A 15,758-nucleotide genomic window follows, 5' to 3' on the forward strand; every position below is an offset into this window, starting at 1 on the left:
ACGCAAAACAAAGAACTCATTTATCGTGGACTTTTCTTCAATTAAAAATATCATCTTCGACTTGGGCGGAGTGATCATCAACATCGATTACGCAAAAGGGACGGATGCCCTTAAAGCCTATGGCAAAACTGGTTCTGAGGTAGATTTCAGCCAAAAGGCCCAGTCTGAGCTGTTTGATTTGTACGAGCGCGGAGACATCACCTCTGAGGAATTTCGGGAAGGGCTTCGGGCCGAATACTTCATTGAGGCTTCGGATGCGCAAATAGATGAGGCCTGGAACAGTTTGTTGCTGGATATTCCCGCCGAGCGGATTGAACTGCTGCGCGAACTTGGAAAGCATTACAACTTGTACCTGCTCAGCAACACCAATGCCATCCACATGCTGGCCTTTAATAAAATAATAGAGGACAACTTCGGAATACCAAGCCTGGATAGCCTCTTTGACAAAGCCTACTACTCGCACCTGGTGAGAATGCGCAAACCGGGAGGTGAGGTCTTTGAGCACATTTTAGCGGAAAACGGCCTAAAACGCGAGGAGACCCTGTTCATTGATGACAGCATCCAGCACATTGAGGGAGCCCGACAAGTAGGTCTGCAAACCCTTCACCTGGCTCCTCCCCTCACCATTAACCAGGTGCTGAAAGAGGCTCTGCCGGCACATGGGGCGTAAGCTGGCCCTGCACATTCTGCTTTTCTTGGTTACGCTGGCTACCACCACGCTGGCTGGGGCAGAATGGCGGTACGGACGGGCTTTCTTTTATGGTCCAGAGGGATTTATATGGCCCCCGGCCTTATCCTGGGCCCAGGTGGCGGGAGGCATGGCCTTTTCCTTTGCTTTCCTCGTTTTCCTTACGGCCCATGAATTTGGCCACTACCTAACGGCCCGATTTTACCGGGTGCGGGTGACCCTTCCCTACTACATTCCTATCTGGCTGGGCGTGACCTTCGGGATTGGCACCATGGGTGCCTTCATCCGGATCAAAGAACGCATTTTCTCCCGTAAGGAATTCTTTGACATCGGGATAGCAGGTCCTTTGGCAGGGTTTGTGGTGGCGCTGGTGTTACTGGGTTACGGGTTCACGCACCTTCCTCCCCAAGAGTACATCTACTCCATTCATCCGGAGTACCGCGTCTGGGGGGCGAACTATGAAGCGCACGTGTATTTCCGCCCAGATGACCTGGCTATTGGGAAGAATCTGCTTTTCTGGCTTTTTGAGAATCTGGTAGCCGATCCTGCTTTGCTGCCCAGCCGGTACGAAATCACCCACTACCCTTTCCTGTTTGCGGGGTTCCTTTCCCTGTTCTTTACCGCGCTGAACCTGCTGCCCATTGGGCAGTTAGACGGCGGCCATATTCTGTACGGCATGATGGGCTATGAACGGTTCAACCGCTTGTCTCCGGTCCTTTACACCCTCTTTATCTTCTACGCAGGCCTAGGGTTGCTTTCGCTTGAAATCGACCCGGAGGAAGACTGGTGGAAATGGGCGGCCTACGCTTTTTACCTGGTCCTGGTGTTTCGGCCTTTGTTCCCCGAGGTGAAAAGAGGCCTTTTTCTAGCGGCAGGGGTTCTAAGTGCGCAGGTATTGGTACAGGTGGTGTGGCCCCAGGTGGAGGGTTATAACGGATGGCTGGTTTTCGGGTTGATTTTGTCCAGGGTGTTAGGCGTTTTCCATCCGCCCAGCCCCAATGAGGAGCCCTTAAGCAAAGGACGGATAGTGTTGGGGTGGCTGGCTTTGTTGGTGTTTGTCTTATGCTTTAGCCCTGCTCCTTTCATTGTGGATTGAGACCTTTCTGTTTTCTGCGTGATTTCTATAAAAGGGGCAGAAAACACAAAAGCCCTCAATCATCCTAAAAATACATACGTACAAACGAAAAGCACCATCCGGTTTTAAGGCTTCTTTTTCAAGAAAGCCCTAAAACCGGATGGTGCTTTTTAAGATAATGAACCTAAGCTTCGTTGTAGGCCAGCATGCCGCCAACCACATTCCGGACGTTGGTAAAACCTTGTTGTTGCATGATGGCCTGGGCGGTGGCAGAGCGTTTGCCAGACCGGCAATGCACCAGAATCTCCTGGTCTTTATAATCTTCCAGCTCGTGCAGGCGCTCTGGCAAAGAACCAAGCGGAATCAATTTAGCACTGGCTATATTCTGCTCCTCGTGCTCCCAAGGCTCGCGTACATCCAGAATGATGGGGGTTTCATTGTTAGCGAGGCGTTGTTTCAGTTCTGCGGCGGTGATATCAGCAATGATCATTTTTGATAAATTAGTTTAGCGGTTCTAAGTTGGCTCCCTTTTTGGGCTTTTACAAAATAAATTCCGGCAGGCAGCCCGGGCGGCAAGACCATTCGTTGCCCCTTGGGTACGTTCTTCCAGGATTTAAGTAGTTGTCCCGTGAGGGAATAAAGTTGCAATTGGTCTGAGGCCTGGTTCAGGTAAAAATCACCGGTTTCCGAAGGATTAGGATACAGCAAGGCCTCTGAACTTACAAGGTCCCCCGGAGAAGCGGTGAGCGTACCCGTCATTACCGGCCGAATCAAAAGGGCACCCCCTAAATTAGGTACTGTTGCCCAGGCAGTAGCCCCATTCATCGCGAACAACTTTCCATCTGCGTTTTCATTCAAGTCGAATCCTACGTTCACGAAGGTTCCACTGGTTGGTTGCCGATACCCTACGTAAAAGCGGCCCTGCACTTCTAGCTGCCGTTCTAAAGTAATTTCAAGCCAATTGTTCAGACTGGTGAGGGCTGGTAGCACGAAACGTTGCTCATATACCGGCTGATCAGAAGGCTTCCCGTTGTTATCCGTCCAGAGGCGCAGGAACAACTCGGTGCCGGGGGTATTGGTGCCGGTGAAGAAAATCCGGACGGCTTTGATCCGGTCGGGCTTGTTCAGGTCATATTGGTAGGCCAGTTGCACGGCTGTACCAGATGGGTAACTGAAACCCGTTTCGGCAGAGCCATCATCATAGGCGTAAAAATCCAGGAGATCGGTTTGGCGCCGCAGAGTATCGTTGTAGCGGGTGTAGAAATTGGGCTCTTTGGTGTTCAGGAACAGCATCGTTTCCAGGGAGTAGCCTTGGTTCTGGCTAGCCAGGAAAGAACTAGAGGGCGCCGCCGCGATGGGAGTTTTGGTACCTGCGTTCATGGGAGCACTTCCCCGCAGGAAGGTATCTACAACCCCAGTGGTCAGGTTCCGGACGAGGGCCCGCCAGCTAAGGGCCGCCGGCACATTGCTCAGGTTCACCATTTCAGAACCAACCTCGGGCCGGGTCTCCCCTACCGGATTCTCCAGGAATTGCCAGATGGGCATGGCGGTGTAGCGTTGCAGCAAAGAGGGAATCCGCTGGGTTAAGGTCACATCAAAGGTCTGCAGTTGACCCATCAGGCGGTTACTATCCAGGTACACGTAGTCTACGTGCCAGACATCCCGCAAACCACTCAGGCGGCCGCTGCTCACCCACCTGAATTGAAACCCGTTGTAGAGGTACCGGCTCTCCCGAAAGGCCACCATCACTGGTGCAAAATCGGTGGAGCGGCCATTGCCTTTTTGGGTCCAGACGGAGGTCCAGGTGCCGTTGGCTTCTTTGAACTCCAGTTGCAGGGAAAAAAGGCTAGAACTGGAAAAATCTGGGGCATCCAGCAAGCCGCCTGACTGCCAGTAAAAGCTCAGGTACACCGAATCCTGAATCTGAAGGCTGCCCAGGTCCAATGGTTTAGAAGTGAGCGTATCGGTGGGGCCCACGCCGGTAGAGGTGCCGTAGGGCTGTCCATCAGCTTTCAGGCCGTCAAAGGTGGCGGCGAAAATAGAGGGCGAGTTGGCGGAGTACCTGTTGGTGACCGATACCCCGCCGCGGGATACCCAACGCGCCGGATCTGGATTGCCCTCACTCTTGGCAAAATCGTCCAAAAACGGCAGGGAAAGGGTATCTCCGGAGGCCAGAGGTTGCGGCGTTGAACCGGGTTTGCTGGGATAGGCAGGAACAGAAATAGCCTGCGGAGGCAGGCTATTCAGTGGAGTTAACACCTGTGCGCGGGCGGTGCCGCCACCTAAGATTAAAATCAGAAAGATGGTCAGTACCTGGCGCATAAAGTTGTGTTATTGAATGGGCGTAATCGGTTGAGGTCCGGCCACCCAGAGGTCTATTAATTCTCCGGTCCTGATCTTGGTTTTGACACTGTCTCCTGAGATCGGACGCTGTTTCAGTACAATTCCGTCTACTTCTCCGTTAGGGGCCGCCATGTAAATAACGGTTCCAATCTGTAAACCTTGTCCGGTCACCACCATGGTAGCTTCGTCAATGGGCATGCCCACCAGTTCAGGCACTTCCAATTCAGTGTTTCCGAGGCCATTTCCTACTTCCAGGTCAATACGGGAGCCTTTGGCCACAGGTTCACCGGGTTTGATCTCACGTCCGTTCACAAACTGGCGCAGGATGGAGTTCTCGGCCAAATCTGGCACGTACTTGATATCGCCCAGGTTCAGGTCATAGCTCTTCAGGATCATCTCCGCGTTTTTCACCGATCCGTCAATCAGCTTGGGCATCTTGATGAGCGGCGGGTTCTTCATGTTGATGCTCACGTAAATCTTGCGGCCTTCCTTCACTTTCTCGCCCGCCTTCGGCTCCTGGGTGATCACGGTAAACGGTTGTTTGCCCTGCTCATAGGTAGAGTCGCTCACGTAAAAGCGCAGATCTTTGTCTGCCAGGAAATCTTCCAGTTCATCCACAGACATACCGGCCAGGTTAGGCACCGAGATGGTTTCGCCGTGGTTGGTGGTGCTGGGCAGGTACACAAAGAAAAACAAAAACAACAGCAAGAACACAATAGCCGCCATAATGGCCAGGTGCTTGAACACATCGCCCAACGTCTGGGCTTTCAGAAAACCACTCATGAATTAAGAGATAACTTTTTTGGTGCGCTCCATACCGAATTGCAGGATGCGGTCAATGAAATCGTAAGGCTTGTAGCCGTTGATGGCCGTCTGGTGGAAGATACACGTGGCCGGGGTCATACCAGGCAGGGAGTTCACCTCAATGATGATGGTCTCCACGCTGTCGTCTTCGTGCACCCGTACAAAAGCATCAATGCGGGCGTAACCCTCAATGCGCAGGATCTCGGCTACCCGCTTCAGATCCTGTTTTACCTGGTCTGAGATGCGTTGACGCTCTTCAGGGTTTCGGGCGTAACGGGCCGGGGTGATGTTCTGCCCCTCCCCTGCCAAAAACTTCTCCTCCAGGCTCAGCACTTCTCCTTCGGCCAACGCTTCAGAAGCCTCGAATATTTCATACTGAGTGCGGCCATCGGGGCCATAGCTCGTGAGCAAACCGCCGGTAATCTCCAGGAAATGCTTGGCGCCCTCGCGGGAGATCAGGTTTTCAATTAAGAAATAGCCTTTCAAAGGCACCTCCTCCTTGAAGCTCAATTTCAGAACCCGAGCGGGTGTTTCGGGGATTTCGATGGAGTTTCGGAAAATCAACTCAGCAAAGGCTTCCAGTTCCTCACGGGACTTGATCTTTTTCACCGCCGACGAACAGCCATCATCGGCTGGTTTGGCGATGAACGGATAGCGGAAACTTTGCTCAATTTGGGCGAAAAACGCCTCAGGGTTTTCCTGCCAGTCTTTCTTGAAGGCCAGCATGTGATCGGCCACCGGCACGCCGTTCTGCCGCAGAATTTTGTTTGTCTCAAATTTATTGATGGTCACCTGCGACGACTGAATGCCCGAGCCGTTGTAAGGGATCTGGAATTTCTCCAACTCAGTCTGCAGTTCCCCGTCTTCGCCCGGTCTGCCGTGCAAAGCAATGAACACTGCGTCTACCAAACTCTGCAACTGCTCAAATGTGAGACGTTGGGGTTTCTGCAAGGAGTTACCCGCGTACAGGCGCGTAATACCAGAGGCAGCCTCTTTGATCTCAGCTAGAACCGGGTGTGTAGGTACGCCCGCTTCTGAAGCTTCAATTTTCTCTTTGATGTCATCGGCATTGTCCTTCAACATAATGTTGATCGGGATCTGGTACAGCTGGTGCGAATCCTGGTCGCCAGTCAAAAAGATGGGAATGGGTTCGTACTTGGTAGACGAGGCCAGTTTCTCATAGATGTTTCGGCCACTTTCCACGGAGATGTGGCGCTCAGATGAGTAACCGCCCATGATCACGCCCACGCGCAGTTTGTCGAGACGATGCGCCCGCTCATCGGCCATGGCCGAATCCAAACGCTTCAGCAAACTGGTGAGATACGCGGTGTTCTTGCCACTTTTCACCCGCTCGGCCAAAGACGTCCTGATGATGTAGGTCAGGAATTGCGACGGGTTCAACCCGATCTCAGCGGCCTGGTGGAAGAAGAACGAAGAAGGCAACATACCCGACGTGGTGTTCGGGTCATTCAGGAAAATCTCACCGGCTTCGGTGATGAAGCCGTCCAAACGTGCATATACGTTAAAACCAAGGCTGGTGTACAGACGCTCGCATTGCTGCCGTATTTCCTGGATCTGTTCCGTTGGCAAATCTATTGGGGTGATCTTGCGGCTGAGGCCCGGCAAATATTTAGAGCGGTAGTCAAAAACTTCACCGCCTTTCTTTATCTCTGTAGGGGGCAAGGCAACTGGTAGCCCGGCCTGATCCTGCACCACGATGCACGAGAACTCGCGGCCGTTGATGAAGGCTTCAATGAGCACCTGCGTCTCGCTCTCCACGTTGGTAAGCGTGATCGTTTCGGGGCCGTTTTGAGTAAAGGTGCCGGAAAGCAGTCTCAACAACTCCTCGGGGGCGTACACCAGTTCTCCTGTTTGGGTCTGTACCGGCAAGCCGATGCCTTCGCGGATATCCGTCAGTGTTTTGATGAAGTTCAGTTGTTCTGCGTCGCTCTTGCGGTTCCACTCGCTTTTCTGGATAGTAAGCGAGAAAAGGCTACGCGCAATGGCTTCCTCAAACAGCTGCAGGTTTTTCTCTTTGATGATGGATACGCCAATGGAAGATCCCTGGTGCGGCGCCTTCATTACGAGCGGCAATCCTAGATCAGCCACCAGGCTGTCCAGCAGCGCGGCGCGGTCTTGTGTGGCGTGCCACTCCTGCAAACTCAGGATGCGGTACTCTGGCGTGGCAAACCCGTGCTGCTGCAACAACGCTTTCTGGGCGATTTTGTCAATCCCGATGGCCGAGGGCAGAATGCCCGAGCCGGAATACGGAATGCCGTACCACTCCAGCAAACCCTGAATACTGCCATCCTCGCCGTATGGGCCGTGCAAGGTTAGGAACGCGAAGTCAAACAGCTCCTTGAACTGGTGCGGGTGAATGCGTTGCCCCACTCTGGAGGCAATGTCATTCAGCTCTTCCTCGCTCAGTTTACCCAGAGACTCCAGGTACATCTGCAGCCCGTGCTCCGTGGAAGGAAGCACGTCTACCGGCGGGTAGAAGTCGCGGATGGTACCTTTATAGATGTAGTGCCAGTCCAGCAGAATGAAGTTCCCCAGGCTGTCGGCAAACACCGGAACGGCCTCAAACAGGGATTTATCTAAGTTATCGAAGACGGTGCGGCCACCGGCGAAAGAGATTTCGCGCTCCCGGGACGGTCCACCAAAGATGATTCCAATTTTCATTAGTGCAAAGATACTGGTTTTTGCTCTTTCGTTCCTAGTGCCAGTGTTTTCCATCTCACGCAAGCCAGCAGAAACGAAGCACAGCATCTGCTTACAACAATATAAGCCCCACCCGCTGTTCCGTTTTCAAGCTCATTTCAGGAAAACGGGCTGAAAACCCATACGTTTTGCTTTTCGAAAAGCAGACAGGTGTATTATTTAGCTTGGGATATTCTGGAGAGAAAAATAATAATAATTTTAATCTATACTAATTCCAGATAAATTCTTTGCCCTAAACTATCAGCCTACATATTACATGATTGATCATGAATAGTAAAACCCTATAGGATGTAAACCGAACGTTCAATTCTAACGCCCGAACAATTGCAAGGAATTGCACCAAAGCTATTCTCTATGATAACATTAGACAAAAAGGAGCTTTCAGCAGAGCAAGCAAAAGAAGTAATCAACGTTTTAAGAGGCCGGTTTGAGAAGCACATGAACCGCCACACAGACTTGGATTGGAGGCAAATACAGGCAAAGCTGGAAGCGAATCCTGAAAAGCTGAGGTCTCTTTATGAAATGGAAAGAACCGGCGGGGAACCAGATGTGGTGGGTATTGACACTAAAACGGGCGAGTTCCTTTTTTTTGATTGTTCCCCGGAAAGCCCTAAAGGCCGCCGAAGTGTTTGCTATGACCGTAAAGGGTTAGAATCAAGAAAAGAGCATAAGCCAGAGAATAACGCCTTAGACATGGCAGCCGACATGGGCATAGAAATCTTGACCGAAGAACAATACCGGGAGTTGCAGAAACTTGGGAAGTTCGATGAAAAAACATCCAGTTGGCTAAAAACACCCTCAGAAATCAGGAAACTGGGAGGAGCCATTTTTGGAGATTTTCGGTACGGTCAGGTCTTTGTGTACCACAACGGTGCACAGTCCTATTATGCGGCACGGGGGTTCCGGGGATCGTTAAGAGTCTAAAATAGCGATGAGTTAAGTAGACGAGACCTTCGCTCCTGCACAACTTAGGGCCTCTGCAGCATTTTCTAACAGTTTAACCAACGGTTGACTTCAATTAGAATTCTTGCATTCTCTTCAAAGCGTTTTAGGCCTTGTTTTACAGGAACTGCCTGAAAACGCTTTTCTTTTTCCTGAAACCCTCCCCTATCTCGGGCCGTGGTTCGTATCAAAATAGAATTACTATATTTGCTCTGCACCTGTTTCAGGTCCTTTTCCGTACCAAGAACCAAACACATTACCAGACTATGATAACCATTGACCAATACAGTTTCCGGGGCAAGAGGGCCTTGGTGCGCGTAGACTTTAACGTGCCTCTGAACAGCAACTTTAAAATCACCGATGACACCCGCATCCGGGCGGCGGTGCCTACCATCCGTAAGATCTTGAACGATGGCGGATCGGTGGTGCTGATGTCGCACCTGGGTAGACCCAAAGGCGGACCAGAGGAAAAGTACTCGTTAAAGCACCTGCTCAAACCATTGGAAGAAATCTTCCAGATGCCTATTCAATTCGCCCCAGATTGTATTGGTAGTGAAGCCGTGGAAGTGGCCAGCAACCTGCAACCCGGTCAAATCCTGCTGGTGGAGAACCTACGGTTCCACAAAGAGGAAGAGCAAGGCAACCAGATCTTCGCCGAGAAACTTAGCCTTTTGGGCGATGTGTACGTGAACGACGCTTTCGGGACAGCCCACCGCGCCCACGCCTCTACCGCCATCGTAGCCGATTATTTCCCGCACGATAAAGTATGTGGCTCTGTGATGCAGGCCGAGCTGGAAAACGCCCAGCGCGTGCTGAGCTACGCCGATCGTCCGTACACCGCCATCATGGGAGGCGCCAAAATCTCCGACAAAATCCAGGTAATTGAGCAGTTGCTGGACCGCGTAGACAACCTCATCATTGGCGGCGGCATGAGCTATACTTTCGCCAAAGCCCAGGGCGGCACTATCGGGAATTCGTTGCTGGAGGAAGACAAACAGGACTTCACCCTGGAGCTGCTGAAGAAAGCCGAAGAAAGAGGCGTAAAGATCTACCTTCCTTCAGACACCGTCATCGCCGATGCCTTTGACAACAACGCCAACACCCAGGTAGTAAAGAGCGGCACCATTCCAGACGGCTGGATGGGCTTAGACATAGGACCAGAAACCATCTCTACTTTCTCTGAGGTAGTGCGTAATTCCAAAACCATCCTGTGGAACGGACCTATGGGCGTGTTCGAGTTCCAGAACTTCGCCACCGGAACCAAAGCCATTGCCGAGGCCGTGGTAGAAGCTACCAAGAATGGGGCCTACTCACTCATCGGGGGCGGTGACTCTGCCGCAGCGGTAACCCAGATGGGCCACAGCCATGATGTTTCCTATGTGTCTACCGGCGGCGGCGCTTTGCTGGAGTACATGGAAGGCAAGCAGTTGCCCGGCGTGATTGCTTTGCAACTGGAAGAAACTCCCCTGACCTAGATTGTCAATCATAATCAAACAGAATCGGCGGCAAGAACACTCTTGCCGCCGATTCTGTTTTAAGGCCTGTTTTCCGAAAACGAACCTAAAACAACTCAGTCGTACTTAACATATTTAATAAGCCAAGTACACTATCTTTCCTTTCGCTGCAGATTCCCTTCGGGGGTATACCCCACTATCCCACTTTCCAGCATCTCCTGCAGCAACCCACCTAGCAACGTTTGTTCCGATGAACTGAAATGCATGGCAATGGATTTGGGGTGTAGCGGAGTTTCTTTCAGATGGCTGAGTACGCGGGCCTCCATGTGCAGCTTGTTTTCATCCAGTTTCTTTTTCTTTTTCTGCGCCAGGCAGTAGTCACAGATGCGGCAATCTTGGGAGGCTTCTTCTCCAAAATAGGCCAAAATCTGCCGGGTGCGGCATTGCTTGGTGTTCTGCATGAAAGAAACGACCGCATTGGCTTTTTCCAGGGCCCTCTCCCGGAAGAGCGCTAATTGCTTCTGGTCAATGGGCAGCGAAGCGGCATCAAAGCGGGGAGCCATGAACTGTACCTGGGGGCCGTCGTGCTGCGGCTCGTACACCAGTACCTTCCGTTGGTGCAGGTGTTGCAGCTGCTGCTTCACCGTAGCTTCGGGCAGGTTTAAATGTTTGGCCAGTCCTTTTTCGGAGATCTTCACGAAATCCTGGAACATCTCGCCGCCATACAGGCGCAACAAGCCTTTGATCACCGGCTCCAGGTTTTCGTTCAAGATCTGAAATTCATATAACTGGGTATTGTTGAGCAGAAAACTCACCTTGGAGGGACTATAAAACCCTTCGTTCAACTGGAGCAACCCTTCGGCCTCCAACTGCTTTAAGGCAAAATGTACTTCTACCGGCGAGAGTTGGTAGGTGCGGCTGAACTCGGCAATATCAAAGTCGAAGGACTGGAATGCTCCGCTGCCGGTGGCCAGCTGGTAGAAATTAGCCAGAGCCTGGTACACCCGCTTCAGGGTCTCGACTGGCGGATACGCTTCTTCGGTCTTTTTCAGAAGCAATGATGCGTCTTCAGGACCCAGCAAAACGGTGGCGTAGCTGTACTTGCCATCACGTCCGGCGCGGCCCGCCTCCTGGTAATAGGCTTCCAGGGAATCAGGCAGATCAAGGTGCACCACCAGGCGGACATCGGGCTTGTCAATCCCCATCCCGAAGGCATTGGTGGCCACGATCACCCGCACTCGGTCTAGGAGCCAATCGTTTTGGGCACTGGTCCGGGTTTGGTGCGGCAGCCCCGCATGGTAAGCCGCCGATTTGATGCCCTGTTTGTGCAGCCATTGGGCCAGTTCCTCGGTGCGGCGGCGGTTGCGCACGTACACAATGGCTGTGCCGTTCATTTTCTGAAGGATTTCCCGTAAACGACCTTCCTTGTCCTCGGTGGGCAACACCGAATAAGACAGGTTCCGGCGGGCGAAACTCTGCTGAAACACCTGGGGGTCCTTGAACTTCAGCTTTTCCTGGATATCGCTTTTGACCACTTCGGTAGCCGATGCCGTCAACGCTATCACCGGTACATGGGGCAATACCTCTCGCAACTTGGCGATCTCCAGGTACGATGGCCGGAAATCATATCCCCATTGCGAGATACAATGAGCTTCATCCACGGCCAGCAAACACACCTTCATGCGCTTCACTCGCTCCAGAAACAGATCGGTCTGCAAACGCTCCGGCGACACGTACAGGAACTTCACCCCCCCAAACACACAGTTGTCCAGAATGATGTCGCGTTCCCGGTCGGGTTGACCCGCGTGCAGGGCGGCCGCCGAGATGTCTCGTTTGCGGAGGTTCTCCACCTGATCTTTCATGAGCGCGATCAACGGCGACACGACCAGACACACCCCCTCCATTACCAACGCCGGCACCTGAAAACACACCGATTTACCGCCTCCGGTAGGCAGAATAGCCAAAGTATCCTGCTCCTTCAGAACAGAAGTAATGATCTCCTCTTGCCCCGGCCGAAAGGATTCGTGCCCCCAATATTGCTTTAGAATGTCCTGAATGATTGCCATAGGTCGGCCAAAAATACGAAATAGTTAGAGGATGCGGTTGCGGTGGAGGTAGACAGATTAACTTAGGAAGAATGCTTTATCCTTTTATAAAAACTAATTGATACAGTTTTACGGCCGTTTTCCAGAAAGATGGGGCAAACCCTTGTGGTTGCCCATCGTGCGTAGCTAACCGCCGTTTAAGTTGTTGGTGAAAACACCAAAAACCCAATCTCCGACTGAACCGCACACGGGGAAACCTCAGTAGCTTTTCCTCTTCTTTCTGGAAAACACCCCGAAAACAAAAAACCCGGCCATGGGCCGGGCTTCTGTACATTCAAGCTCTATTCTAAAAGTTACGCGGCAGCAGATTGCTCGTGCTCGCGATCTTCAATTACTTTCTTCAACTTCACAATGGACTGTTTGGCACGCTCCTCATCCAGTTTGTTGATGTTCAGGAGCATTTTGGTTTTCTCCTGACGGGTAATCACTGGATTGTTCAGCAGCCGGATGATTTCTTCCTTCTGCTTGGCGGTGGCGTATTTAACAGGTGCCTCTTCCACTACAGGGGCGGCTGGAGCAGCTGGTGCAGGCGTAGCAGGAGCGGTAGCGGCAACAGCAGGTACTTCGGCTACGGCCGGTTCAGCCGGAACGGCTTTCATGGTCTTGGAAGCCGCAGGTTTCGCTGGTTGCTCTACTTTCTGATCCTGTACGTTGCCCTGATAATCCATCTCCTCGGCAGGAGTTGGCTCATACCCGGCAGCTCTGATGATCCAGGCTAAGATGTTCCGGTAAGCTTTCCCAATGGCTCTTGTCTGGGCCATAGAAGCAATAGCGTATTCCTGATAGTACTTGCGGCCTTGCTCTTTGTTGGAGCAGATGGCGAACCCCGCTCCTACCACTTGTTCAGTGCGCAGGTTCAGCAGGTTCACTTTTGCCAGGTACTTGATCTCGGTGCTATCGCTCATGTTGGTGAGCTCGTCTACCACGGGCAGAATACCCAAACGGGAACCAGCGTACTGCCAGCCTTCTACGTTCACATACTCTTTACCCTGGATGTTTTGATACAGCCGGTTTTCCTTAATGAACTTCGCCAAATCAACGGCCAAGTGCATGGTTTCGTCCGAGCGGGAGATATCAAAACTCTCGATTTTGTTCTTCTTAACCACTTTCTCTTCGTTGGTTTCTTGGTTCACTTTGGTTTGCATTTTCTCTCTAGTTTCAGTTCAGATAAATAACAGAACCGATGTCTTAAAAGTGCCACAGCGTTACATTTTTACCTTAAATAATCCACCTGATAATCAGACACTTACGTAAAATTGCTAAAAAATTTTTAGCAATGGCAAAACTCTGATTATTAAGGGTTTAGCAAAGAAGACAAACCTCCCGGAAGCGACGGGATGGTAACGGAAGAGCAGAATTTCAGATAAATAGTTCAGGATCTATTGTTTACGGAAACGAAACAGAAACGGATAGCACCAACATTTAAATTTTCTGCTGGCAACTTTCTTCTTTCAGGTGCGGGATTTAAGCCTGTCCAAGGTAAACTTCCACCCGAGCGAACTCAAGGCAAGTACCGTTTTGGGCTTATTTATCAGGAAACAGCCAGAAAAGCCTGAGCATTCCTTGGGATCTCTGAGCAATAGGAAAGCTCCCCTCCTCATCTTTCAGGTTGCGAAGACGAACAACTTCCGCCCCGGCCCAATATCGCTTTTTGCCCCACTTTCGCCCCACTTCAACTCTACAATGTGTGGAGAAATGCAACAGTTGTCAAAACGCCTCACCTTCAACCAATTCATTCAAATAGTTGACTCATAAGAATTTACTAAACAACACACCCTTTTGGCACGGCTATGGCAACCAAAGAAGCAAATGATTTATTCATCAACTTAATTTCTAACCATGAAAAAAGTTATCCTATCAGCCTTCGGACTTTTCGTTTTTGCTACTATTTCAGCTAACGCACAAACTACCACCACCCAAACCACGCAGACTACTACCGCAACTTCTGCGCAGGACACCAAAACACCGGTGAAAGTGGAAGAGCTTCCTGAAGCTGTGAAAACTTCCATCACGTCAGATGCTACCCTGAAGGAATGGACCCCCACTACTGCATTTCTGGTGAAAGATGCCACTGGCAAAGAATACTACTCCATTGAGATGAAAAAAGGCGAAGAAAAAGGCCTTCTTAAACTCGACAAAGAAGGCAAACAGGTAAAATAACCTTTTGCTGCGCACGTTAGTCAGATAAAACTATGAAATACAGAAAGCCGGGAATTCCCGGCTTTCTGTATTTTTACCAATTCTGAACCAACCCCACAGCATGGCCCGTATCCTCCTGATCGAAGACGACATTACCTTTTCCATGATTCTGGAGGGTTTCCTCAAGAAACAAGGCTATGAGGTACAGGCGGTACATCGGTTAAAAGATGCCCAACGAGCCTTAAAGGACAACACCTACCAATTGCTGCTGGCTGATTACCGACTGCCGGACGGTACAGGCCTGGAGCTGTTACAAGAAGTAACCCAACGCCTTCGAGGCACAACCCTGCCCCAGGTGATCATGATGACCAGCTTAAGGGAAGTAGGAACCGCTGTCCGGGCCATGCGTTTAGGGGCCTTTGACTACATCACCAAACCCGTGAACCCAGACGAGCTGCTCATGGTGGTGAAAGAAGCCCTCCAGGAAAAGCCTGCCCCAGAAGCATCTCCCCAAACTACGGCATTTATCTCGGGCCAGAGCGAAGTGGCCCAACGCCTGCACGAGATGATGGAACTGGTAGGTCCTACCGAGATGTCGGTGCTCATTCAGGGGGAAAGCGGAACCGGCAAGGAATACGTAGCCCGCACCATCCATGCGCAAAGCAGAAGAGCCCAGGCCCCGTTTGTGGCCATCGACTGCGGAGCCATCTCGGGTGAGATTGCCAACAGCGAACTTTTCGGGCATGTGAAGGGCGCGTTTACCGGAGCCTTGCAAGACAAACAAGGTTTGTTCGAGGCAGCCCAGGGAGGCACCCTTTTCCTGGATGAAGTAGGCAACCTGAGCTATGAGATTCAGATGAAACTGCTTAGGGTATTGCAGGAGCGCGTGGTGCAACCCTTGGGTTCTACAGCCTCTATTCCGGTGGACGTGCGGGTGATTGCCGCCACCAACGATGACCTGGTGAACAGCGTTAAAAACGGCCAGTTCAGAGAGGACCTTTACCACCGGCTTAACGAGTTCCGGCTGCGGGTTCCCGCTTTGCGCGAGCGCGGCGATGACTTGTTCCTGTTTGTGGAGCACTTCATTAAGCAAGCCAATCTGGAGTTGTCGCGCCAGGTGCAGCACCTCTCCCCCGGTGTGGAAAACATCTTCCGGGAGTACAGTTGGCCCGGAAACCTGCGCGAACTCAAGAATGTAGTCAAACGCGCCGTGCTCCTTTCGCCGCAGGAGGAAATCCAGAAACAGGCCCTCCCCGAAGAGATGGTTATCCTTTCCCCTACTTCTCCCTCCAAACCCGAGGGACCAGATCTGAAAGCCCTTCAGGAAGCCAATGAACGCGAACTCATCCTGAAGACCTTACAGGAGGTGCGCTACAACAAATCCAAAGCCGCCCGCCTCCTCAACATCGACCGCAAAACACTCTACACCAAACTGGAGAAATACAACCTCCTGGAGTAATGGCTTCTCATAATGTGTAGACTTAGCG

General features: G+C 51.6%; 12 protein-coding genes. 6 read left to right on the forward strand and 6 right to left on the reverse strand.

All coding sequences use genetic code 11. The features are described from left to right. Positions 1-25 precede the first annotated feature (25 nt). Together EFB08_RS21245 and EFB08_RS21250 are read left to right on the forward strand one after the other, a co-directional pair. Positions 26-670, forward strand: a complete 645-nt coding sequence (locus EFB08_RS21245; protein WP_123128983.1) for an HAD family hydrolase — start codon at positions 26-28, stop codon at positions 668-670. After that, the gene (locus tag EFB08_RS21250) at positions 660-1,784 is read left to right on the forward strand and encodes a site-2 protease family protein (RefSeq protein WP_123128984.1); all 1,125 of its coding nucleotides are present in this window, start codon (positions 660-662) and stop codon (positions 1,782-1,784) included. Before EFB08_RS21245 ends, EFB08_RS21250 begins: the two co-directional genes overlap by 11 nt. A gap of 163 nt (positions 1,785-1,947) precedes the next feature. On the opposite strand, the gene EFB08_RS21255 is transcribed toward EFB08_RS21250, so the two are convergent. The 4 genes from EFB08_RS21255 to EFB08_RS21270 are packed head-to-tail and all read right to left on the reverse strand — an operon-like array spanning position 1,948 to position 7,592. Beyond that, the gene (locus tag EFB08_RS21255; RefSeq protein WP_123128985.1) at positions 1,948-2,253 is read right to left on the reverse strand and encodes a rhodanese-like domain-containing protein; all 306 of its coding nucleotides are present in this window, start codon (positions 2,251-2,253) and stop codon (positions 1,948-1,950) included. After that, complete coding sequence (locus tag EFB08_RS21260; protein WP_123128986.1) at positions 2,250-4,085, reverse strand: T9SS type A sorting domain-containing protein; 1,836 nt, start codon at positions 4,083-4,085, stop codon at positions 2,250-2,252. The genes EFB08_RS21255 and EFB08_RS21260 overlap by 4 nt, the downstream gene beginning before the upstream one ends. A 9-nt stretch (positions 4,086-4,094) precedes the next feature. Further along, positions 4,095-4,889 (reverse strand): PASTA domain-containing protein, encoded by a 795-nt coding sequence (locus tag EFB08_RS21265; RefSeq protein ID WP_123128987.1) that lies wholly within the window; start codon positions 4,887-4,889, stop codon positions 4,095-4,097. A gap of 3 nt (positions 4,890-4,892) precedes the next feature. Further along, positions 4,893-7,592 carry a D-alanine--D-alanine ligase family protein gene (locus tag EFB08_RS21270; RefSeq protein WP_123128988.1) on the reverse strand — a complete coding sequence of 900 codons (2,700 nt, stop codon included), beginning with the start codon at positions 7,590-7,592 and terminating at the stop codon, positions 4,893-4,895. 393 nt (positions 7,593-7,985) lie between these two features. Between EFB08_RS21270 and EFB08_RS21275 the strand changes: the two genes are divergently transcribed. Together EFB08_RS21275 and EFB08_RS21285 are read left to right on the forward strand one after the other, a co-directional pair. Further along, positions 7,986-8,555 (forward strand): DUF4256 domain-containing protein, encoded by a 570-nt coding sequence (locus tag EFB08_RS21275; RefSeq protein WP_123129084.1) that lies wholly within the window; start codon positions 7,986-7,988, stop codon positions 8,553-8,555. A 284-nt stretch (positions 8,556-8,839) separates the two neighbouring features. Further along, positions 8,840-10,048, forward strand: a complete 1,209-nt coding sequence (locus EFB08_RS21285) for a phosphoglycerate kinase (RefSeq protein WP_123128990.1) — start codon at positions 8,840-8,842, stop codon at positions 10,046-10,048. 131 nt (positions 10,049-10,179) lie between these two features. Here the strand turns inward: EFB08_RS21285 and EFB08_RS21290 are convergent, their stop codons facing one another. Both EFB08_RS21290 and EFB08_RS21295 read right to left on the reverse strand, forming a co-directional pair. Further along, positions 10,180-12,093, reverse strand: a complete 1,914-nt coding sequence (locus EFB08_RS21290) for a RecQ family ATP-dependent DNA helicase (protein ID WP_123128991.1) — start codon at positions 12,091-12,093, stop codon at positions 10,180-10,182. A 332-nt stretch (positions 12,094-12,425) separates the two neighbouring features. Continuing rightward, the gene (locus EFB08_RS21295; protein WP_123128992.1) at positions 12,426-13,277 is read right to left on the reverse strand and encodes a hypothetical protein; all 852 of its coding nucleotides are present in this window, start codon (positions 13,275-13,277) and stop codon (positions 12,426-12,428) included. A gap of 694 nt (positions 13,278-13,971) precedes the next feature. Here EFB08_RS21295 and EFB08_RS21300 point away from each other — a divergent pair. Next, positions 13,972-14,292 carry a hypothetical protein gene (locus EFB08_RS21300; RefSeq protein ID WP_123128993.1) on the forward strand — a complete coding sequence of 107 codons (321 nt, stop codon included), beginning with the start codon at positions 13,972-13,974 and terminating at the stop codon, positions 14,290-14,292. A gap of 100 nt (positions 14,293-14,392) precedes the next feature. Beyond that, entirely contained in the window at positions 14,393-15,730 is a 1,338-nt protein-coding gene (locus EFB08_RS21305; protein ID WP_123128994.1) for a sigma-54-dependent transcriptional regulator, read from the forward strand. Positions 15,731-15,758 lie beyond the last annotated feature (28 nt).

This window comes from Rufibacter latericius (assembly GCF_003721515.1).
Classification (GTDB): domain Bacteria; phylum Bacteroidota; class Bacteroidia; order Cytophagales; family Hymenobacteraceae; genus Nibribacter; species Nibribacter latericius.

Bases quoted from the DNA above. Each gene is read 5' to 3' on its own strand.
- EFB08_RS21250 (WP_123128984.1), top strand. From the start codon at position 660: ATGGGGCGTAAGCTGGCCCTGCACATTCTGCTTTTCTTGGTTACGCTG.
- EFB08_RS21255 (WP_123128985.1), bottom strand. From the start codon at position 2,253: ATGATCATTGCTGATATCACCGCCGCAGAACTGAAACAACGCCTCGCT.
- EFB08_RS21260 (WP_123128986.1), bottom strand. From the start codon at position 4,085: ATGCGCCAGGTACTGACCATCTTTCTGATTTTAATCTTAGGTGGCGGC.
- EFB08_RS21265 (WP_123128987.1), bottom strand. From the start codon at position 4,889: ATGAGTGGTTTTCTGAAAGCCCAGACGTTGGGCGATGTGTTCAAGCAC.
- EFB08_RS21270 (WP_123128988.1), bottom strand. From the start codon at position 7,592: ATGAAAATTGGAATCATCTTTGGTGGACCGTCCCGGGAGCGCGAAATC.
- EFB08_RS21275 (WP_123129084.1), top strand. From the start codon at position 7,986: ATGATAACATTAGACAAAAAGGAGCTTTCAGCAGAGCAAGCAAAAGAA.
- EFB08_RS21285 (WP_123128990.1), top strand. From the start codon at position 8,840: ATGATAACCATTGACCAATACAGTTTCCGGGGCAAGAGGGCCTTGGTG.
- EFB08_RS21290 (WP_123128991.1), bottom strand. From the start codon at position 12,093: ATGGCAATCATTCAGGACATTCTAAAGCAATATTGGGGGCACGAATCC.
- EFB08_RS21295 (WP_123128992.1), bottom strand. From the start codon at position 13,277: ATGCAAACCAAAGTGAACCAAGAAACCAACGAAGAGAAAGTGGTTAAG.
- EFB08_RS21300 (WP_123128993.1), top strand. From the start codon at position 13,972: ATGAAAAAAGTTATCCTATCAGCCTTCGGACTTTTCGTTTTTGCTACT.
- EFB08_RS21305 (WP_123128994.1), top strand. From the start codon at position 14,393: ATGGCCCGTATCCTCCTGATCGAAGACGACATTACCTTTTCCATGATT.